At 44.3% G+C, this 21,299-nt stretch carries 19 protein-coding genes and 1 riboswitch; of the genes, 13 read left to right on the top strand and 6 right to left on the bottom strand.

All coding sequences use genetic code 11. From position 1 onward, the window contains the following. The first annotated feature begins 2 nt into the window (after positions 1-2). From DYB02_RS09765 to DYB02_RS09790, 6 genes are all read left to right on the top strand, one after another. The gene (locus DYB02_RS09765; RefSeq protein ID WP_029805467.1) at positions 3-638 is read left to right on the top strand and encodes a tetratricopeptide repeat protein; all 636 of its coding nucleotides are present in this window, start codon (positions 3-5) and stop codon (positions 636-638) included. A 3-nt stretch (positions 639-641) separates the two neighbouring features. Beyond that, positions 642-1,298 (top strand): response regulator, encoded by a 657-nt coding sequence (locus DYB02_RS09770; protein WP_029805468.1) that lies wholly within the window; start codon positions 642-644, stop codon positions 1,296-1,298. Continuing rightward, positions 1,288-2,700 carry a sensor histidine kinase gene (locus tag DYB02_RS09775; protein ID WP_029805470.1) on the top strand — a complete coding sequence of 471 codons (1,413 nt, stop codon included), beginning with the start codon at positions 1,288-1,290 and terminating at the stop codon, positions 2,698-2,700. Before DYB02_RS09770 ends, DYB02_RS09775 begins: the two co-directional genes overlap by 11 nt. A gap of 203 nt (positions 2,701-2,903) precedes the next feature. Then, a complete protein-coding gene (locus tag DYB02_RS09780; protein WP_029805472.1) occupies positions 2,904-4,853 on the top strand; it encodes an LTA synthase family protein in 1,950 nt (649 codons plus the stop codon). A 158-nt stretch (positions 4,854-5,011) separates the two neighbouring features. Next, positions 5,012-5,377, top strand: coding sequence for a VOC family protein (locus DYB02_RS09785; protein ID WP_029805606.1), 366 nt, complete (start codon positions 5,012-5,014; stop codon positions 5,375-5,377). Between the two features lie 101 nt (positions 5,378-5,478). Continuing rightward, positions 5,479-5,862 (top strand): hypothetical protein, encoded by a 384-nt coding sequence (locus DYB02_RS09790; protein WP_005464338.1) that lies wholly within the window; start codon positions 5,479-5,481, stop codon positions 5,860-5,862. Between the two features lie 81 nt (positions 5,863-5,943). Here DYB02_RS09790 and DYB02_RS09795 read toward each other — a convergent pair whose 3' ends face one another. Further along, positions 5,944-6,678 carry a hypothetical protein gene (locus DYB02_RS09795; RefSeq protein WP_025550837.1) on the bottom strand — a complete coding sequence of 245 codons (735 nt, stop codon included), beginning with the start codon at positions 6,676-6,678 and terminating at the stop codon, positions 5,944-5,946. A 31-nt stretch (positions 6,679-6,709) separates the two neighbouring features. After that, positions 6,710-6,868 (bottom strand): hypothetical protein, encoded by a 159-nt coding sequence (locus DYB02_RS09800; RefSeq protein ID WP_005477734.1) that lies wholly within the window; start codon positions 6,866-6,868, stop codon positions 6,710-6,712. A 528-nt stretch (positions 6,869-7,396) separates the two neighbouring features. Beyond that, positions 7,397-7,498, top strand: a riboswitch (glycine riboswitch). A gap of 117 nt (positions 7,499-7,615) precedes the next feature. On the opposite strand from DYB02_RS09800, the gene DYB02_RS09805 reads away from it, so the two are divergent. Beyond that, positions 7,616-8,992 (top strand): alanine/glycine:cation symporter family protein, encoded by a 1,377-nt coding sequence (locus DYB02_RS09805; protein WP_029805609.1) that lies wholly within the window; start codon positions 7,616-7,618, stop codon positions 8,990-8,992. A gap of 108 nt (positions 8,993-9,100) precedes the next feature. Here DYB02_RS09805 and DYB02_RS09810 read toward each other — a convergent pair whose 3' ends face one another. Next, a complete protein-coding gene (locus tag DYB02_RS09810; protein ID WP_029805610.1) occupies positions 9,101-9,667 on the bottom strand; it encodes a hypothetical protein in 567 nt (188 codons plus the stop codon). Next, positions 9,668-10,303, bottom strand: a complete 636-nt coding sequence (locus DYB02_RS09815; RefSeq protein ID WP_005464660.1) for a LysE family translocator — start codon at positions 10,301-10,303, stop codon at positions 9,668-9,670. It lies immediately after the preceding gene. Between the two features lie 221 nt (positions 10,304-10,524). Here DYB02_RS09815 and DYB02_RS09820 point away from each other — a divergent pair, with 221 nt between their 5' ends. Continuing rightward, complete coding sequence (locus DYB02_RS09820) at positions 10,525-11,997, top strand: carboxypeptidase M32 (RefSeq protein WP_029805611.1); 1,473 nt, start codon at positions 10,525-10,527, stop codon at positions 11,995-11,997. An 86-nt stretch (positions 11,998-12,083) separates the two neighbouring features. On the opposite strand, the gene DYB02_RS09825 is transcribed toward DYB02_RS09820, so the two are convergent. Continuing rightward, entirely contained in the window at positions 12,084-13,043 is a 960-nt protein-coding gene (locus DYB02_RS09825; RefSeq protein ID WP_029805613.1) for an LpxL/LpxP family Kdo(2)-lipid IV(A) lauroyl/palmitoleoyl acyltransferase, read from the bottom strand. A gap of 683 nt (positions 13,044-13,726) precedes the next feature. Here DYB02_RS09825 and DYB02_RS09835 point away from each other — a divergent pair. Continuing rightward, positions 13,727-15,154, top strand: a complete 1,428-nt coding sequence (locus DYB02_RS09835) for an APC family permease (protein ID WP_029805615.1) — start codon at positions 13,727-13,729, stop codon at positions 15,152-15,154. Between the two features lie 112 nt (positions 15,155-15,266). Here DYB02_RS09835 and DYB02_RS25660 read toward each other — a convergent pair whose 3' ends face one another. After that, a complete protein-coding gene (locus DYB02_RS25660) occupies positions 15,267-15,626 on the bottom strand; it encodes a DUF6559 family protein (protein WP_005485673.1) in 360 nt (119 codons plus the stop codon). Positions 15,627-16,003: 377 nt separating this feature from the next. Here DYB02_RS25660 and metA point away from each other — a divergent pair, with 377 nt between their 5' ends. The 4 genes from metA (at position 16,004) to DYB02_RS09865 (ending at position 21,239) form a co-directional block, all read left to right on the top strand. After that, positions 16,004-16,945, top strand: coding sequence for a homoserine O-acetyltransferase MetA (gene metA, locus DYB02_RS09850; protein ID WP_005464332.1), 942 nt, complete (start codon positions 16,004-16,006; stop codon positions 16,943-16,945). A gap of 149 nt (positions 16,946-17,094) precedes the next feature. Beyond that, a complete protein-coding gene (gene pilW, locus DYB02_RS09855) occupies positions 17,095-17,820 on the top strand; it encodes a type IV pilus biogenesis/stability protein PilW (protein WP_005477819.1) in 726 nt (241 codons plus the stop codon). A gap of 330 nt (positions 17,821-18,150) precedes the next feature. Then, positions 18,151-19,080: a phosphate/phosphite/phosphonate ABC transporter substrate-binding protein gene (locus DYB02_RS09860; RefSeq protein ID WP_021486610.1), complete on the top strand. Its 930-nt coding sequence runs from the start codon at positions 18,151-18,153 to the stop codon at positions 19,078-19,080. Further along, positions 19,080-21,239 (top strand): GGDEF domain-containing phosphodiesterase, encoded by a 2,160-nt coding sequence (locus tag DYB02_RS09865; RefSeq protein ID WP_029805140.1) that lies wholly within the window; start codon positions 19,080-19,082, stop codon positions 21,237-21,239. The genes DYB02_RS09860 and DYB02_RS09865 overlap by 1 nt, the downstream gene beginning before the upstream one ends. Positions 21,240-21,299: the final 60 nt, after the last annotated feature.

Consider the following 21,299-nt stretch of genomic DNA (forward strand, 5'->3'; position numbering starts at 1 on the left):
CGATGAATACCAAACAACTACTTTGCGCTTTAACGGTTTGTTCAACGTTAGCTTCGACCGCTGCGTTGGCAGGTAATGATCCACTGCAACAGATTCAAAAGAAATGGGCGGAATGTCAGTACAGCACGCCCGATGGTGACGAAAAGGAACAATGCTTCCATCGTGCGATTGCCAAAACCAGTATTTATCTCGACAGAGAACCCGGCAATCCCGAACTCACTGTTTGGCTGGCAATCAATAAAGCATCGCTGGCTGGTGCTCAAGGTGGCTTAGGTGCCCTATCACTAGCCAAAGAAGCCAAATCTTTACTCGAAGGGGTAATTGCAACGTCACCGCAAACGCTTGATGGCTCTGCATACACCAGTTTAGGTTCTTTGTATTACAAAGTTCCGGGGTGGCCAATTGGCTTTGGTGATGACGATAAAGCCGAAAAAATGTTGAAAAAAGCGTTAGAGATCAATCCAAAAGGCATCGATCCGAACTATTTTTATGGAGACTTCCTTGCAGAAGAAGGTCGAGACAAAGAAGCGAAAGTGTATTTGACTCGCGCAATGCAGGCGTCACCTCGCCCTGACCGACCATTGGCGGACAAAGGCCGAAAACTGGAAATTGAAGCGACTCTTGGGAGATTGAAATAATCTATGCGCTTATTACTCGTAGAAGATGACAAACTACTCGGTCAATCCATGGTGACTTCATTAAGTCGCCATGGGTACACCGTAGATTGGGTGGAAAAAGGGTCTGGCGTGACTAGCGCACTCAAAACAGAAGCGTTCACTGCCGTAATTTTGGATCTCACTCTACCCGATATCGATGGATTGGAAGTTCTGCGTAATATTCGCAAAGGCGGATTTAAGCTCCCAGTGATGATACTTACCGCACGAGATGACATTCGCGATCGCGTTCAAGGCCTTGATGGCGGCGCAGATGATTACCTCGGAAAACCGTTTGCACTCGAAGAGTTGCTCGCTCGCTTGCGTGTGTTGATTCGCCGTCAATCCGGTAGTGCAGAAGAAATCATTCAAGTTGGTCAGTTATCTCTATCCTTATCGGAACAAAGCATTTGCTACGATGACGCGCCGCTTAAACTCACTCGCAATGAATTTAAAATTCTCACCAGTTTGATGACGAACGCCGGACGCGTGCAAAGTAAGGAACAATTGCAACAATCACTACACGGCTGGGATGAAGGTTCAAGCGACAACGCGATAGAAGTTCACATTCATAACCTGCGTAAAAAAGCCCCCAACGTCGCCATCAAGAACATTCGTGGTGTGGGGTACATTCTTGAAAAATAAAAAACCTTACTCCATTAAACGCCAACTGACGCTCTCGGTTGGCTTGTTAGTCAGTGCGCTTTTGCTTATTTCTTTGTACTTCAGCTTTCAATCAGCCAAACACGAAGTCGAAGAAGTTTATGACGCTAGACTTGGGCAATCCGCTAAGCTGATGCTGCTGACGCTGTCCATTTCAACCGAAACGGACACTCTCGCCAACCACAGAGAGCTATTCAACCAGTGGATGAAGAACATCGATTCTTTGGCAAAAAGCGACGAAGACAAAGCCACCAAGTTTGGTCACCCCTACGAGCAGAATCTCGTTTTTCAATTCTACCGTGACAACAAGTTAATCTGGAGTTCCACTCCGAATCTGCGCTCTCTTTCTTCTTCTTTTGACAACAACGGCTACGCCGACATTACCAAAGACGGCGTGCAGTGGCGCACTTTCCAACTCTCATTACCACAAACTGAGCATGAGAACGAATACGTGGTCGTTGCTGAAAAGCAAAAGATACGGAAAGAGATCATCCACGAAATCGCTCTGTCGACGTCCATCGAACAGTTACTACTATTGCCGACTTTGCTGCTGTTGCTGTTCTGGCTGATAGACAGGTATTTCAGACCGATTAACGATCTACGCACGGCAATCACGCAACGAAACGTGCACCGCTTAGACCGCATTCATGTTACCGACAACACAACCGAGCTTGCTCCGTTGGTGGAAGCACTCAATTCATTGCTTTCTGAACTTGAACAAGCGTGGCAGAGAGAGAAGCGCTTTACGCGAGCCGCCGCACACGAGCTCAAAACACCGCTGACAATCCTGCGCCTAAACGTAGAAAACGCTCTTGAAAGTAATGACCCAGAGCAGTTACGCGGAGACTTACACAACATCCTTCAAGGCATTGAAAGAACCGACCGTCTCATCCACCAACTGCTTACACTTGCTAAAGTAGACAGTTTATCTGAACGCGTCTTTGACAACGTCGAACTAACCCCATTGCTGCAAACCGTCGTCGCCGATTTAGCGCCACTTGCTTTAAGACAAGATCAAGACATCAGCCTCTCACCAGCGGAAGTCTCGCTTTCTGGCGACAAAATGTTGTTAGAGGTATTGTTCCGTAACCTTGTAGACAACGCCATTCGCTATTCAGGCGCACACAGCGAAATCCAAGTTAATGTGCAAGAAAATAGAAATGCCATCAAACTCTTGGTTTCCGACACTGGCCCCGAAATTCCACAAGAAACGCGAGAAAGGATCTTTGAACAATTCTACCGAGGTCACTCAGAAAAAGGCGATGGTGCGGGGTTGGGAATGTCTATTTGCAAAGATATCGCCACGCTACACAGCGCAACGATAGAGCTGATTCCGAGAGAAAATAGCAAGAACACGTTTGTCGTCGCATTCCCAAAGTACTAGCGAAAAAAGACGACTAAAAAGGCGATATGGAGCACACTTCTATCGCCTTGTTTCGCACCAAGCATGAGACGCCTCCCACTCTTACATAGACATACGAATACTTACAATTTAGTCCATAGATTTTCATTATAATTCACGTTTATTTCACGCTCGCTTTGCTAGAAACGACACAACATCACGACTAAGTCCATCACAAAATAAATATGAAAAGTTCGTCTAAGAGACCCATGTTTGGGCCATTGCAGCCTCTCGCTGTTTTTTCTTTGTTTTCACTTGCATTTTTGTCCATATCACGCATTTTACTCGCCTTTTGGCAGTTTGATCGTATTGAATCCTTCAACGACTTCCTTTACATCCTAGGCCAAGGCGTGCGTGTTGATATCGCAACGTTATGCTGGTTGTTCATCCTCCCTGCTCTGCTTTCTTCTTTCATGCCACTAAAAGGCAAGGTCGGAGAATGCTGGAAATGGGTATTGCGCCTTTGGATGGTCGCAGGGCTATGGATTCTTGTGTACATGGAATTGGCAACGGCGCCATTCATTCAAGAATATGACCTGCGTCCAAACCGCCTGTTTGTTGAATACCTCATCTACCCGAAAGAAGTGATGAGCATGCTTTGGACTGGCTACAAACTAGAACTGTTTATTGGTGCAATCGGCACCGCTTTGACGCTAGTTTTAGGCTGGAAATGGAGCAAAAAACTGACCGATAGCGCGCAACAAATCAATTGGAAGTGGCGCCCTCTTTTGGCGATTTTCGTTGTGCTTCTTTGTGTTGCAGGCGCTCGTTCGTCTTTGGGTCACCGTCCACTGAACCCTGCTATGGTGGCGTTTTCGAACGATCCACTGCTTAACGACTTAGCACTGAATTCGTCTTACTCATTGCTATTTGCTGTCAACAATATGAAGTCAGAAAAGAGCGCTGAGCAGTTCTACGGCAAGATGGACAATCAAAAAATGTTGGATCTCGTTCGCGCTTCATCAACGAAGGTCGACTTTGATCCTACATTGCTACCAACCATGAACAGCAACCCAGCGACGTACCAAGGCAAGCGTAAAAACTTGGTTATCTTGTTACAAGAGAGCTTGGGCGCACAGTTTGTGGGCTCTTTGGGTGGTCTGCCTCTTACACCAAACCTTGATGAACTAATGCAAGAAGGCTGGCAGTTCACACAAATGTACGCAACGGGCACTCGTTCAGTTCGTGGTATCGAAGCGGTAACAACAGGCTTCCCGCCATCGCCTTCTCGCGCGGTTGTAAAACTGAGTAAGAGCCAAACGGGTTTCTTTACTATTGCTGATTTGCTGAAAGAACAAGGCTACCACACACAGTTCATTTACGGCGGTGAAGCAAACTTCGATAACATGAAGACCTTCTTCTTCGGCAATGGCTTCGACCAAATTGTTGAAGAGAAAAACTATACGAACCCAGGCTTTGTTGGCTCTTGGGGAGTGAGTGACGAAGATCTTTACAATAAAGCAGATGAAGAGTTTGAGCGCCTTTCAAAAGGCGACAAACCTTTCTTCAGCCTTGTGTTCACATCAAGCAACCACAGTCCTTATGAGTACCCAGAAGGTAAAATCGAACAATACGATTCTGAGCACATGACGCGTAACAACGCGGTGAAATACTCAGATTACGCTTTGGGAACGTTCTTCGACAAAGCGAAAAAATCATCATACTGGGATGACACGATTTTCATCGTAATTGCGGACCACGATGCTCGTGTATTTGGTGCAAACCTTGTTCCTGTTAAGCACTTCCACATCCCTGCTTTGATCATTGGTAAAGACATTCAACCACGTAAAGATGACCGCATCGCCAACAACATTGATATGCCGCCAACGCTGCTGTCTCTTATTGGTGTGGACGCAAAAACACCGATGATTGGCCGTGACTTAACTAAGCCACTGGCTCACGAAGATGAACGCGCAATGATGCAGTACGACAAAAACTTCGGTTACTTAACCCGAGATAACTTGGTTGTACTTTCTCCTGGCGAAAAAGTGTCGACCATGGAATACGACTTTGAAAGCCAAACGATGAAACCGCTAGAGGTCGATGAATCCGTTATTGACCGAGCAAAAGCAAACGCGCTGTTTGCATCTAAAGCGTATCAAAACAACTGGTACTCTTCGAAACGTACCAACTAATATCCGCTGATTCAGTTAGGAAAAAAGGAGCCAAATGGCTCCTTTTCTTTGTTTTAGAGCGACTAGATTTTTAACGTGAAAATTCACTACTGACAACACCTGTCATGCTCTTTCGGTAAATTCAGCCTCATCTATTTAACAAAGTTGAGGAATAATCCATGCTGACTATCAATTCATTCGTTCTCTATGTAGAAAACATTCACGTGAGCCAAACATTTTACTCGAGACTGTTTGATTGCGAGGTCACGCTTTTATCTCCTACATTTGCTTCTATGCCACTTTCCCATGGCGTCAAACTTACGCTCAAACAAAGTAATGCGCTTACTCCAGTCAGCACGATGAAAGGTGGAGGAACCGAGTTATCGCTGTCTGTAGCAGACGGCCATCAACTGGAACTGGTTTACAACAAGTGGAAAGAGATGGGCGTAGACTTTATTCAGCCACCAATAACCTCGGTGTATGGGTTAAATTTTGTAGCGACCGATCCTGATAAGCATCGCATTCGCGTGTTCATTAGTGAATAAAAATGCGTTAAAAATGCTTTTTACCATTCCCAACTAGACTTCAATAAATTAGACTCAGGGGACATTTATAAGCTGCGTTGTATATAACTAAAGGAATGCCCATGAGCTCAAGTATGATCCTTAGCGAATCCCTAATTGAAAGTGGACGTGATATCCCACTAAAAGAACTGCTTTATGCAAAGCGCGTGTTAGACAACTACATGGCGGTAGCAAAAGACACAAGCCCGCTTGAGCTATTAACAGAAATGAAAGCTGCAGCTAAACAAGTAGAATACTTCACTACAGATAACAATCCGTGTGAAGCGCGCAATGTCATTAGCAGTATGATTGATGAGATCGACAGTGCAGAAACGTTTGCTGCTTTCAAAACTCTCGCAGGAAAGCCATCTCAAGCTTTGAACGAATTAATTGAAGATCGCGCTCAACTCATTAGGTATGAACGAGAACTTTTGCTTGCATCAGGTTATGATGCCTCTCGTATCTAACGAGTTTTAGCTTGACATAGGTAAAGGAAAAGGAGCTCAGTGAGCTCCTTTTTATATGAACAATCGAGTGTATTGTTGAGCTTATAAACCCATATCCGATGTGATTTCTTTGATCTGTTTGAGATCCATTTTGTAGACTTCAATTAGTTGATCGATTTGGCTAAGTCGAGAATTTGCTTCATCGTGCTTATCGCAAGCATCGGATTTTACATCCCACGACTTCCCTTCTAAGAACACATCACATTCTTTCTTCAGCTTGTCGATTTTCGGCAGTAGCTTCTCGCGCTCTTTCTCTAACGCGTCTAGATCTTGCGAGATTTTGAGTTCTTTCTGGAACACTTCACGAGAGCGTTCAAACATGGTTGCTTGCATATCCGCTTGGCGAGTGAGCTTTTCATTCTCTGTCTTGCTCGAGCTCAACTTGTCATTCTGTTGCTTCACTTGAGATTCCAACGACAAGTTAACCTTCTCGACCTCGGTAAGCTGAGCTTGTAATTTTTTCAGCGCTTTCTGATGTGCGGCGTCCTTTTCTGCGAGCAGTGCATCCACTTTCTCTTGGATTTCTTTGTCTAGCGACTCTTCACGAGTTTTAACTTGAGAAACTAACGCGGTTTTATCTTGCGCAAGCGCTTGATATTTATCTTCTAAAACTTGGTAAGTAGATTCCCATTTATTCGCCGTCAAAACAGAGCCAGCCAAGCCCCCAAATGCCAAGCCTAGTACCGCTGCAATTGCGATATATATGTGTGTGCGTTTGTCACGTTCCTCAATGACAACCACTTCATCTTGTTCTTCAATATTTTTTTGAGAAGTCACCGTATATTACTCCAAGGACTCTTCTATCTTGCTAGCGAATCAGTTCCGCAATCACAATGGATGCGGTATAAATCAGGAATGCGCCAATCAATGTTATGACGGTCGCTTTTTGGACTTTTTCATTGGTTCGATAACGGAATAGCACAAACGCTACAACTATCAATACCGCAATGGCTAACAATCTGGTCATACAGCCTCCTTGTCCAATCGCGTAAAACTGACTAACTCCTGAGACAGTTTCACAAAAGTTTATTGTAACTCATTTCTACGTTACGCAAGGTCAACTTAGCGTAGATTTTCATCCGCGTGCGCTAGATTGGATCAATTTTGTGCTCTTAATTGAATAACTTACCTAAGGCCCACTGGCGATGCATTACCAAAGATTATGTTGGTAAGTGAGAATATTACCAATAGAAATAGTATCAATTCCCTACGCTACTCAACAAACCTATATCCAGTACGCCATAAAAATACCTTTTGTTCAAAAATGTGTTGAAAATAAATCGTCCAAGGGTGTTGAAATGGTCAAGAAACATGATAGAGTTCACACGTTAATGGTGACCAGCATCATTAACTAACCTTTACTCATTTGATTGAGTAAATGTTCCGATGAAGACTGCAGGAGAGTGGTTATTAACCAAACTTTAACATTTGGTTAGATTAACTCGCCGAAGAATTAACTATTTCAGGTGCTACCTTGGTAGCGGGGACTGTAGTTGGAGGAACCTCTGGAGAGAACCGTTAAATCGGTCGCCGAAGGAGCAAGTCCTGCACATGTGTGCGGGGTGAAACTCTCAGGCAAAAGGACAGAGGAGTGGAAAGTTACAACCTAACTATTTGGCGTTCCCGCCTTCTTTAAATAGCTTAGTTCTATTAGAGATCCTTGATCTCGTCCTTTCCCTCTTCTCCTTATTAGTTGTTTTATTAAGGGGAAATCATGAACGACCTACAATCTTTACTACAAACCATTGATAACTTTGTCTGGGGTCCACCACTGCTTATTTTGCTTGTGGGAACCGGTGTTTACTTCACTTTTAGCCTAGGCTTGATCCAGTTTAAGCACCTACCAACCGCGTTAGCGGTGGTATTCAGTAAAGATAAGTCATCTGATAAACAGGGTGACGTTTCTAGCTTCGCAGCACTTTGTACTGCACTTTCTGCAACTATCGGTACTGGTAACATTGTCGGCGTTGCAACCGCAATCAAACTTGGTGGCCCTGGCGCCCTATTCTGGATGTGGCTTGCTGCCCTATTCGGAATGGCGACGAAATACGCTGAGTGTCTGCTTGCTGTTAAATACCGACGCGTTGACGACAATGGCCAAATGATTGGTGGCCCAATGTACTACCTACAATATGGTGTTGGCTCTAAAGCACTAGCCATCATGTTTGCGGTATTCTCACTTGGGGTTGCTTGTTTTGGTATCGGTACGTTCCCGCAAGTAAATGCGATTCTTGATGCAAGTGAAATCTCTCTAGGTGTAAACCGTGAGCTTGCAGCTTTCATCCTGACGCTTTTGGTTGCATTTGTAACTCTAGGTGGCATCAAATCTATCGCAAGTGTCGCAGGTAAAGTGGTTCCAGCAATGGCGCTGTTTTATGTGTTGGCGTGTCTTAGCGTGATCATCATGAACGCAGATCAACTACTAAATGCTGTTGAACTTGTGTTGGTATCTGCTTTCACGTCTACCGCAGCAACGGGCGGTTTCCTAGGTGCTAGCATCATGTTGGCAATCCAATCTGGTATTGCGCGTGGTGTATTCTCCAACGAATCGGGTTTGGGTAGCGCGCCAATGGCCGCAGCAGCAGCGAAAACAGACTCTTGTGTTAAACAAGGTTTGATTTCGATGACAGGTACCTTCTTCGATACCATCATCATTTGTACCATGACAGGTCTAGCCCTGATCCTAACTGGCGCTTGGCAAAGTGACTTGTCAGGTGCCGCGATGACAACACATGCCTTTGCTGTTGGTCTCAACACAGAAACATTTGGCCCAATGCTGGTGTCTATCGGTCTGATGTTCTTTGCGTTTACAACGATCCTTGGTTGGAACTACTACGGTGAGCGTTGTGTGGTGTTCCTAATGGGCACAAAAGCGGTTCTGCCTTACAAGATTATCTTCCTTGCTCTAGTGGCTTCAGGCGCGTTCCTGCATCTAGACATGATTTGGATTCTGGCAGATATCGTAAACGGTTTGATGGCGATCCCTAACCTTATTGGTTTGATTGCGCTTCGTCATGTTGTACTAGCAGAAACTAAATTGTTCTTTAACCCTTCAGTTCAATCTGATGATCTTGATGCGGTAAAAGCATAGCTCTACAAAGAACCGTTAAGCCTGCACTTAAACGAGTTAGAAACCTTAAAACACAAAGCCCGCTCATGTTTAGCGGGCTTTATTTTTATCTAGATTCAGATGACAGCGTTAATCACGTAACCACTGATGTTCAACCTTCTCTCCACGCTGTTCAAAAAACTTAGCGTTTTGCTGTTTGAACTGATCAACTTTAATATCCGCGATTGGCCAATGGGCAAAATCTTCCGTAATGAAAGACTCATCAACACCAAATTCCAGCGAATCTAAATGCTTACCTATGTAACGGTAAAAATAACTCTGTCCGACTCTATCACACACCATTGGCACATGCGCCATTCGCTGGCGATTCACTGATACGGATGCCCAAGTTGTGGTGTTCGGTTTGCAAGTTTTCTCCTGCACAACATCGATTTCAAACTTGTTGTCTAACGTCGTAGATACAAAAACGACGATCGCATCGTCAAGGTAAACTCGTCTTAACAATAGCTGTTTGGTGTCGTGCGTTCGCGCCTTTTGGATACCATTAGAAAACGGCTCAAAGTGCGCCCAGTGCCACCCCCACTCCATCCCCCGAGGTGAAAACTTGATTTGTGGTAATGTCATCCAAGCAACAGCACTCGCAAACCCCAACAAAAACAGCGTCAACATTAAAGCAAGTCGGTATAAATTGCGCATTTAAAGTGGTTCTTCAATCAGTAACTTAATTCCTAGCGCAACAAGCACAGCACCTGTTACTCCTTCCATCCATTTCATAAAGCTGGCATTTTTGAGCAAGTTCTTTGCTGAGTTTAAAGCCCCCGCCAAGCCACATTGCCAAACCATTGCGATAACAAAATGGATAGCGGCCATCGTCATAGATTGCAACAATGGTGAGCCTTCCGGATTAACGAATTGCGGTAAAAATGCCAAGTAAAACACTGCCGTTTTTGGGTTTAATACATTTGAGAGAAAGCCCTCTCTAAACGAACGTTTTCCACTGTATACCTGCTGAATTTGTTCAGCGACAGTAATGCCTCCGTCTGAAGCCATTAGCGCTTTCAAACTGCTGATACCAAGCCAAATGAGGTACGCGGCTCCAATCATTTTAACGATTTGGAATAGCTCAGCGGATTGTGCAAGGATGGCAGAAATGCCCACGGCAGAGAAAAACGCATGTACAAACAAGCCAAAACAAATGCCTAAACTTGTTGTACACCCATCTTTTAAGCCCGAACGACTTGTATTACGAAGAACTAATGCGGTATCCAGCCCCGGCGTCAGCGTTAAAATCGTGATAGCGATAAGAAACGCTTCAAAATTTAGTATGTCCATATTGTTGTGATAATTAATGGGTAATGCATCATCAATACCGCCAATCAACTCGATTCGCAAGCTTCTTTTTTAAGAGCGCTATACAACCGGATGAATTTGTGGACAATGAGACGTCATTAAATGTTAATTATTAGTAAATTAACTTCAGTTGCTTAGCGCGACTTGATGTGAAGGACCCTTTTCGGGTGTTTAGGGAAAGAACAAAAATAAGAGTAGTCACAATGAATGCATTTACAAAACTCGTCGAACATTCAAAAAAAGTCGCCAACTTTGGCCATTTATTAGAAATTGTAGGCTGGGATCAAGCTGCTGTGATGCCATCAGGCGGTGCTGAAGCACGCTCCAACGCAATGGCTGAACTTGAAGTACACATCCACTCACTCATGACTCAGCCGCATCTTGAGGATCTATTTGCACAAGCAGAAGAAGAAACCCTCGCCACGCAAGAGCGAGCCATGTTACGTGAAATGAAACGCGAATGGCAGCTTGCAAACCTTCTTCCAGAATCATTAGTTCAAGCAAGTTCTCTTGCCGGTTCGAAGTGTGAGCACGCTTGGCGCACACAGCGTTCTAATAATGACTGGGCCGGTTTTGAGAAGAACTGGGCAGAAGTTGTAAAGCTATCCCAAGAAGAGGCTCAAATTCGTGCAGACGCAAATGGCACAACGCCATACGATGCGATGCTGAATGTTTACGAGCCAGGCACGACGTCGGCTTCTTTAGATACACTGTTTTCTGACGTCAAAACATGGTTGCCTTCTTTAATTGACGAAGCAATTGAAAAGCAAAAATCAAATAACATTCTGCTTCCTAACGGCCATTACCCTGCTGAAAAACAAAAAGCACTGGGCTTGCAAGTGATGAAGCTGCTCCAGTTCGATTTCAAGCATGGTCGACTCGATGAGAGTGTCCACCCGTTCTGTGGCGGCGTTCCTACCGATGTGCGTATCACAACTCGTTACGATGAGAGTGAGTTTATGCAATCATTAATGGGAATCGTGCACGAAACTGGTCACGCTCGTTATGAACAAGGCTTACCTAAGGAATTGGCTGGCACACCAGCGGATGAAGCGCGCTCGATGGGCATTCATGAGTCACAATCTCTATTCTTCGAGATGCAAATTGGCCGCAACAACGCCTTTATCGATCATCTTGCTCGCTTGGCTTCAAATCATTTCTCTGGTAACGAGTTCGCGAAGGACAATCTAGCGAAGATATACACGCGAGTAGAAAAAGGCTTCATCCGAGTTGATGCAGATGAACTGACCTACCCTGCGCACGTTATCCTTCGCTACGAGATTGAACGAGATCTCATGAACGGTGTGATTAAACACACTGACGTCCCTGAATTGTGGAACGAGAAAATGAAAGCGTATCTGGGTCTATCTACAGAGGGCAACTTCAAAAATGGTTGTATGCAAGACATCCATTGGACTGACGGCTCTTTTGGTTATTTCCCATCGTACACACTAGGAGCCATGTACGCGGCACAATTTATGGCAGCGATGAAGAAGACTATCGACGTTGATGGCGTAATTCAAAGTGGTGACCTTTCACCCATCTTTACTTGGTTATCAGACAATATCTGGAGCAAAGGCAGTTTGTTAACGACCGATGAGCTCGTAAAACAAGCGACAGGTGAAACGCTTAATGCTCAACACTTCCAAGCCCACTTAAAAAGTCGTTACCTATAACTGCTGAACTTAATAAAACGTTAAGACCCACGAGTTAAGACTCAAGAAAGTAAATGCCCAAGGAACCTCCTTGGGCATTTTTCTTTTTAAATACTGATATCCATTGCAGGGACAAGTCTTGGTTTATACAAGCAGTCTTCCCCTTCTGGCCTGGTTTTAAAACGTCGGTGGAGCCACATGTATTGGCTTGGACTTGCCATGATAGATGTTTCAACGATTTTATTAACGAAAGCCGCAGCACTATCGGGATCGTCTTTTGGAAAACCATCCACTGGCGCATCAATCGTCAAGGTATAATGCCCATCTTCGCCTCTGACCATCGTAAATGGGACAATTGCGCAATTTGTATTATCGACTAGCAAGCTAGTGCCCGTTGTTGTACAGGCATTTTTAACCGCGAACAACGGAGCAAACGTCGAACGTCTGTTTCCGTAATCATGATCCGGCGCATACCAAACACGCTCGCCAGAGTTGAGCGCTTCAAGCATGGCTTTGACATTTTTACGATCGATCAACGTACGGTTAGAACGAGAACGACCTTTGTATTGGAAATAGTCGAAACACGGATTGTTGTTTGGTCGATAGACACCCGTCCCAGATTTTTGAATGCCAAATGCGCGAGCACCTAATTCCAAGTTCATTGAATGGACGGCCAACATTAAGGCACCTTTACCGGACTTTTCTAACGCTTCTAAATGCTCCATTCCTTTAATCGTAACGTGCTTACTGACTCTTTTATCTGACCAAAACCATGCCATCGCTGTTTCGAAGAGCGCGATACCGGAGTTGTCGATATTATCTTTTAAAATCGCCTCGCGTTGATATTCGCCCATGTGAGGAAAACAAAGCTCAAGATTGCGCCGTATCGTCACTTGACGCTTTTTCATTATTCGCATGGCTAAACGGCCAATACCGCGTCCTAGCGCTAATTGAACATTAAAAGGAAGAAGGCTCAATGAGTACATCACGCCGATGAGAATTAACGTACCCCAATAACGAGGTAAAAGAAATTTAGCCTTAAATTCAGGCTTTTTGTATTTATTCATGTGTGAAATGTCAGATGCGGGCATCTATAAGTGGGAGAAACAATGATAATAAAAAGCACTTTTATCATTGATAACGCTAATAACATAAATTAAAGCGCGCGGATTCTATGGTTCTTCGACACACTACACAATAAGAACTTTACAAGAATATGTTGGGCGTGCAAAAACACCAAAGACGAGCTCGGACATTACCATCTACTGATGAAATGAATCCACCCGCCTTTCATAAAGTTTGGATAAACATAACCGTGTATTTACAATACCTTGGATTGCGTATTACCCCCAAAGAGCGGCGATCAGAAAAATAGCCGCAAACAATCCAGCGATAACTAAAATTAAGTATGATAGTTTGCCTGTTCCACCTTTTGGCGCTTGATTACAACACCCCATTTGTCTTCTCCTTAACTGTTTTCGTTCCCTTCAACTTAACGCTTACCCTTGGGTGAAGGTCAACCTGTGGCAGTTTGTTGTGTCTCTTTTACTTTTTGCGCGCCAATACACTAACGCAAACGTTTATATTGCTTATAAATAAATCACTGAGTTTTCGGTTCATTTTTGGGTAAATACATACCATTTTTCGCTATATACCCGCCGTTTATAACAACCCTACAATACGCGCGTCTTACTTGTAGCACGCGGGTTTTCCAACCATGAATTCGTGGCTCGTTTATTAAAGGTATCGAATGAGCAATATCGCCAAGTCCGCTGTTAAACTCAGTGTTTTCTCTGTGATCATGATTACGGTTACATCCGTTGATAGCATCAGAAACATACCGGGTGCCGCCTTATTTGGTAGTCATGCCATCTCTTTCTTTTTACTTGCTGGTTTATGCTTTTTCGTTCCCACGGCTTTAGTGTGTGCCGAGCTAAGCACGACTTACCCTCAACAGGGTGGCGTCTATCTTTGGGGAAAAGAAACGATTGGACCTAACTTCGGCTTTGCGACCGTTTGGTATCAATATGCGGAAAATATCGTTTATTACCCGCCGCTGATCTCTTTCATTGTCGCTACAGGTGCCTACCCATTTTTCCCTGAACTGGCGCAGAATAATATTTTCATGTTAATCATGATTAACGTGATTTTTTGGGCGCTAACATTGGTAAATATATTCGGCTTACGTTTGTCATCGATGATCACAAACGTGTTTGGCACTCTAGGGCTCATTTTCCCAATTTTGCTGATCATTGGCTTGGGTGGTTACTGGGCATATACCAATCCGGGTGAGTCTCATATCTCCCTTAGTCATGTCTCTGACTGGCTACCCGATTTCTCTCAAGATGGAATTGGGGCAGGTTTCACCGCAGTCGTGCTTTCATTGACTGGTTTAGAAATTACCACCTCATATGCGAGTGAAGTAGAAAATCCACAAAAGGCGTATCCAAAAGCACTCTTGGCTTCTACGGCGCTGATTTTGGTTTCTTTAACAGCTTGCTCGCTGTCAATTTCATCGGTGGTATCAAGCGATCACGCCAGCTTAAGCGAAGGTGTGATCTTGGCGTTCAAAACCTTCTTTGATGATTTGAACCTCTCGTTCATGCTGCCTGTGATAGCTTTGGCGATTGTGTTTGGCACGCTAGCAAGCTTGAACAACTGGATTATTGCACCGACAAAGAGCCTGCATGTGGCGGCGAAAGACCAGTTTATGCCAATCGCACTGTCGAAAGAAAATCAAAACCAAGCACCTGTCGCCCTACTCTTATTACAAGGGGCTATCGTTAGCGTGTTGTCCTTAGTATTTATTCTGGTTCCAAACGTTAACCAAGGTATGTGGCTGCTGAACATCTTAATGACTCAGTTATACATGGTGATGTACGTGTGTATCTTTGTTAGCTTTTTGGTGTCACGACGCAAACACGCAAACATCGAACGACCATTTCGTGTCCCTGGCGGCAAAGTGGGAATGAGCTTGGTGGCAGGTTTAGGATTAATTAGCTGTATGATCACTATCGTGGTGTCGTTCGACGTACCAGCAGGTATCAGCGCAGAAACGGGCGCGTATGCACTCGTATTGGGGTTCATCGCATTCAGTTTGCCAGCTATCGCGGCGGTGATGTATCGCAATCGAAAAGTTCGCTCTCAAGCTCAACTAATCGAAGCTTTAGCAAGCTAATTTTTCCGAAATACGCAATAGATTAAAGCCGCGGCAGTTACCTGTCGCGGCTTTTTATTTTTACATATTTTGTCTAAAAGTCATGCAAAGCATTCTTGCAACCCCACGCGCTCTAGTGGGTATTTCGTTTGCCTTCTTTTTGGTACTGTTGAGAAATTTCGAAGTAGATATGCATGTCTATTGGCTCAGGTGTGTTCAAAAGCATTTTGCCGACTTCACGCTGAAAATGGCCGTAGTTCCCAAGCTCATCGGTTAGGCCTAGTTGCTCGTAACATGATTCGCTTGCGAACATGCCATACGCGTAATAATGATGATTTAGATCTTTTTGTTTGTCATAGCCAAGCTCTTGAAGTGCCTGATCAATTTCATCGGGAACGTAAGTGTTTTTATCGCCAAACGAACGCAACAACACGCTTGGAACCTCTTGAGCAATGCTCTGAATTTTCGTTTTTTTCTTAAAAATACCGAACATAATGTCCTCCACTGACGATGTCTCCAAATACCACACACAACGTGGGTTGAGCGAGCGAATAGTTTTTAGTATGGCTCACGATTTAAAGACTAAGTTACATTCAAGTCACGTTTGTATACTAACTTGATCGCATAATGCGCATCAAATAATAGTCACCTCGTTTCAACCTCGTCTCATCAGAAACCCTGTTTTAATCACAATTGCTGGCTGCTTTGCTGTGCCTTTCCCATACTATCTAATAGGCGTCGCTATCTTCTGCTATCAGTGTTTTGAAATAACCTTGGCTAAAGTCACATTTCATATCGACATCCATTTTAATTTAAGTTAGCTTTAGAAGTATAGACGTCTAGATTGACTAAGCTTAGGGAGAGAAAGTCGTGCCAATTAGAATTCCAGATCAACTACCTGCTTCAGATGTACTTAGGACAGAGAACATCTTTGTAATGAGCGAAACTCGTGCCGCGAGTCAAGAGATACGTCCTTTGCGAGTACTGATTCTGAATTTGATGCCCAAGAAAATCGAAACAGAAACGCAGTTTCTTCGCCTTCTTTCAAACAGTCCATTGCAAGTAAACGTCGAGCTACTGCGCATCGATAATCGACCAAGCAAAAACACACCAACCGAGCATTTAGATACGTTTTACCGTCAGTTTGAGATGGTAAAAGGGAAGAATTTCGACGGTCTTATCATCACTGGTGCGCCACTTGGTCTGGTGCAATTTGAAGATGTGATCTATTGGGATCATTTAAAAACCATCATGGAATGGGCAAAAGACCATGTTACCTCGACGTTGTATGTGTGTTGGGCGGCGCAAGCAGGCTTAAAGTTGTTGTATGACTTGCCGAAAAAAACGCGTAAAGAAAAGCTTTCCGGTGTATATCATCACCAAATTCATAATCCATTCCACCCTATTTTACGTGGGTTTGATGATACGTTTTTAGCGCCCCATTCGCGTTATGCCGATTTTTCGCCACACTTTTTAGAAGAACATACCGACTTAGATATTCTCGCCACATCCGATGTGGCGGGCGTATATCTGGCAACGACCAAAGACAAGCGAAACGTGTTTGTTACCGGCCATCCAGAATATGACTCACACACTCTTCACAATGAGTACATTCGGGATTTGGGTGAAGGGATGGAGCCAGCAATTCCGGTCAATTACTACCCGAACAACAACCCAGATAACCCTCCCATTGCGAGTTGGCGAAGCCACGGACACTTGCTGTTCTTGAACTGGCTCAACTACTGCGTATACCAACAAACGCCTTACGATCTGGATCACTTCAGCGAAGATGCTTTCACTAAAGACGATTAAATCAACGAATTAAGTTTGTGAACCGAGCCGCCATCTGGCGGCTTTTTCATATCAGTTTGCAAACCTGATCGCATAGTGCTTTTTCCTCAATGGGCTTTTGCTACGTAATTCATATCATGCTGTCAGATTCAGGGATGTGGGGAAGAAGAATGAAAACCGTAACGCTCAGTGCACTAATGTTGATGACTCAGTTTGCACTCGTAGGCTGTGTTACCGTAAAAGAAAACGGCGCTCCTATCGTGAAGGCCGATCCTGTTGCTATGGCAGAATCTCGCATCGCTCTTGGGCTTGGTTATCTCGAAGGTGGCAATATGATCCGAGCGCACGACAATTTGCAACAAGCATTGAGCCACGCCCCACAATACTATCGCGCACAGCTTTCTATGGCACACTACTACGAAACTGTTGGTGAAGATGCGAAAGCAGAAGACATGTACAAACGCTCTTTACGCCAACACACCAAAAACGGCAACGTGCTCAATAACTACGGAACATTTCTATGTAAACGAGGTGATTTCCAACAAGCCGACCAAATGTTTAACCGCGCAATTGAACAACCTTATTACTACCTCATCCCTGCAAGCTACGAAAACGCCGCTTTCTGCGCATTGAAATCACAAGATAAAGACAAAGCAAAATACTACTTTACGCGAGCTATCGATCACGACCCACACCGCCCAAAATCGATTCTCCAACTTGCTAAACTCGAAATAGAAAGTGGCAACTTTACCGATGCAAGAATTCGACTGATGCGATTTAATCAAATGTACGGTGTAAAAAAACCGTCACTGCAACTTATGATCGAGTTAGAACGTGCGGCAGGAAATGAAGCGCTAGAGCAAAAATACGTAAAACAGTTAGAACGCATGTCATAACTAGCCACACTGATAGCCCAAACAGCATAAGTCTTTGCTTAACCTCTCATTTTATTTTTAGGCTCACTTACACCGTTCAAGTTAAGTGAGCCTTGTTTCTCAGAACGCCGACAAATCCCCTGTTTCACTTGTGTTTCAGTCACTGAAAGAGCGACATTACTCCTGTACTTAACATTCAAAATCGGTACTATTTGAAAGATACGTGACCGAGTCACTTTTTGAGTTCTAACTCAATAATTACTGAATGATTGTGCGCTTCGTTGAAGTGCAATTTGCTTTTATTATGAATCTTGTCGTTCAAGAACACATACCCAAGGATGTTGACGCCGGATGAAACCTGCCTGCACACTCTTACTGCTTGCTTCTTTAAGCTCCCCCTTTCTTGCTAGTGCTCAACCCGTCAATGACCTCGTATTTACCGTAGGTATCGTTTCCGACAAAGCAAAAAGTAAAATCAAAAAGGCGACACCCTTTGCTCAATATGTGTCCGGAAGGCTGAATCACCTCGGTTATACCTCTGGGTCGGTACAAGTCTTCAACAACTATGGACAACTTGCAGTTGCTCTCAAAAATGGCAGCGTTCAAATTGCAACAGCCACACCGTTTAACGCCGTAACCCTAGAACGAGAATCTAACAGCCAAGTGCTCGCCGTAAGGTGGAAAAAGGGACTCGAAAAATACCACTCTGTATTTTTCACCCATCAAGACAGTGGCATTCATTCCTTGGCCGATCTGCGCGGCAAAACGCTCATTTTCGAGAGTCGCAACTCCACCAGCAGCTTTTACTTACCTGCCATTACATTGCTCAACCAAGGCGAAAAATTAGAATACCTTCGTTCTATAGATGATCACCCAACGAAAGGCCGTATCGGCTATTTGTTTTTGGATGAACATTTGGAACAATCCAACGAAATCAACCTATCCGTTTGGGTGTATAAACAGCGCGTTGCCGCCGGGGCGTTCAGTAATTTCAACTGGAACAACCCAAAAGATTTGCCAGAAAACATGAAGGAAAAACTGACCATTTTCCATAACTCGGTTGAGATCCCGCGTGATTTGGTTTTAGCGTCACCAACTTTGAGCCAATCGACCAAAAATGAAATTACATCGATTTTATTGAAAATGGATGCCTCACCAGAAGGTTTGCATGCCTTGGATGTATTCCAAAATACCAAGCGCATATCAGCACTCACGCCAGATATGGCAACGTCTCTCGACACGGTTCGAAAGTCTGTTAACTTGCTACCAAAGGCAAACTGATGCTGAACAAACTTTCGCTAGAAACCAAATACATTTTCGCGACCATCTCCGTCGTTGTTTTGGTGGTTGTGGTCAACCTTGTACTTTACATGCATGGCTACGACACATACTCAAACAATCTCGCGCAGCAGATTACGCAAAATTCTCAAGATAAGACGGAATCCTACGTCAAACAAAAAGGATTAGTGTACGCGGAGTTGTTGTCTAAGCAGCTGTTTGATCCGCTTTACAACGATAACATCAGCCAAGTCTATGGACAGATTACGGCAACCTTAAGCCAACCGGACGTATCAAAAATCCATGTTGTAGATAACGATGGACTTGTATTCCACGACGGTACACCTCAGCTTGCCATGTTTGCTCAGCCCCACTACCGCTCAGACTTTATTCTTAAGGCAATTGAACAAGAACGTGTCCAAGTCGCTCTATCTAGAGAACAACTGGAAATTGCCGCGCCTATTCACCAATCAGATGTGACGCTTGGAGCCGTATATTTGGAGCTTAACCTTGCCCATTTATTAGAAGAAAAAGAGCAAAACATTGCACAAGTTGCAGCGATAACGTCTAAAGATAAACACAACATGTTTATTTTGCTGCTGGCAATCAGCATTATTTCTATCTTCATGGGTAGCTTATTCGCGTTTGCCGTAGGTCGATCGTTGGTGAAACCAATCAAACAGTTGAGTGAACAGTTTTCGGAATTTGATACCCAAGCACTTCCAGTTACCGATATTCAACGCAAAGATGAAATTGGTGAGCTGATTACTGCCTATAACAAGATGTCTAACAAGGTAAACACCTACACAACCCGTGTTGAGTTCATGGCCTATCACGACATTCTGACTTCGCTTTCTAATCGTGAAAAGTTGCTGATTGATCTTCAAGAACAAATCAGCACCAAGAGAGCGCCAGCGCTTGCCGTCCTGTTTGTCGATTTGGATGATTTTAAGCACATCAACGATAACTACGGCCACAATATTGGAGACAAATTACTGGTGCACCTTTCCGCGTTATTAAGGAATGAACTGCCAATTTATATCGAACCAGATTATCGACCATGGATACTCGCAAGCCGCGTTGGGGCGGATGAGTTTGTCGTTGTATTCCCTTGCAACAACAGCTTAGAAGCGCGCGAGATTGCCAACCAAATTCATAGACAAGTGCTATCGCCATTGAGGCTCGACAGTCACAATATCCGCTTAACCACCAGCCTTGGTGTCGCGGTATATCCAGAGTTTGGTTGTAACGCAGATTCGCTGCTGCAACTTTCATCCCTTGCCGCACAAGAATCAAAACGTCGCGGCAAAGACATTATGTCCGTTTACGATCCCGCATTCGATGCGACGGTGAAACAACGACTCTATATCGAAAGAGAACTGAGTCGCTCCATCCACGACTTATCTCAGTTTGAGCTTTGGTATCAACCTAAATTTGACCTTAAGACCTACCAGTTGGTTGGGGTTGAAGCATTAGTGCGATGGAATCATCCCGAGAAAGGTTACATTGGCCCTGAACAGTTTATTCCGATTGCAGAACAAAACGACTTGATTCTCGATCTTGGTGAGCATTTGATCGAAACCGCGATCAAGCAAAGATCGGAATGGGCAGAAGCATTTGACCATGATTTTCATATCGCGTTGAACTTGTCCCCACGACAAATCTACCGTCAGGATCTTAGCCTCATATTTGAGCACTTTTTATCGCAATACAATGTATCCGCCAAAGACATTCACGTAGAAGTGACGGAGTCACTTTTGATGGACGACATAGAAAAAGCCCACTTCGTTTTGCGCAAACTGCAAGCCACTGGTATTGAAGTCTGGTTAGATGATTTTGGTACTGGCTATTCTGCCCTGTCCTATCTTCAACAAGTTAACTTTGATGGGCTTAAAATCGATCGCTCGTTTATCGCACAAACCCAGCAAGACAACAAAGATGACTCTCTGGTACGCGCCATCATTTCAATGGCTCACAACCTCGGAATGAAAGTTGTGGCAGAAGGTATAGAAACCCAAACACAACTGGCGCTGATCGAGCGTCTAAATTGCGATGTGGCACAAGGCTTTTTCTTAGGCAAGCCTGTTCCAGCGGCGCAGCTCCTAGAACTTGAAAATACCTGCCAAGTAATGAAGCACAATGCCTCTTCCATCGTAGGTTAAAAACTGGCATGAAAAGCTCATGACGCTCTGCTTCTTGCTTGGCGTTATGAGAAGCTTTCT

It is taken from the genome of Vibrio parahaemolyticus (assembly GCF_900460535.1).
In the GTDB taxonomy this organism is placed as follows: Bacteria; Pseudomonadota; Gammaproteobacteria; order Enterobacterales; family Vibrionaceae; genus Vibrio; species Vibrio parahaemolyticus.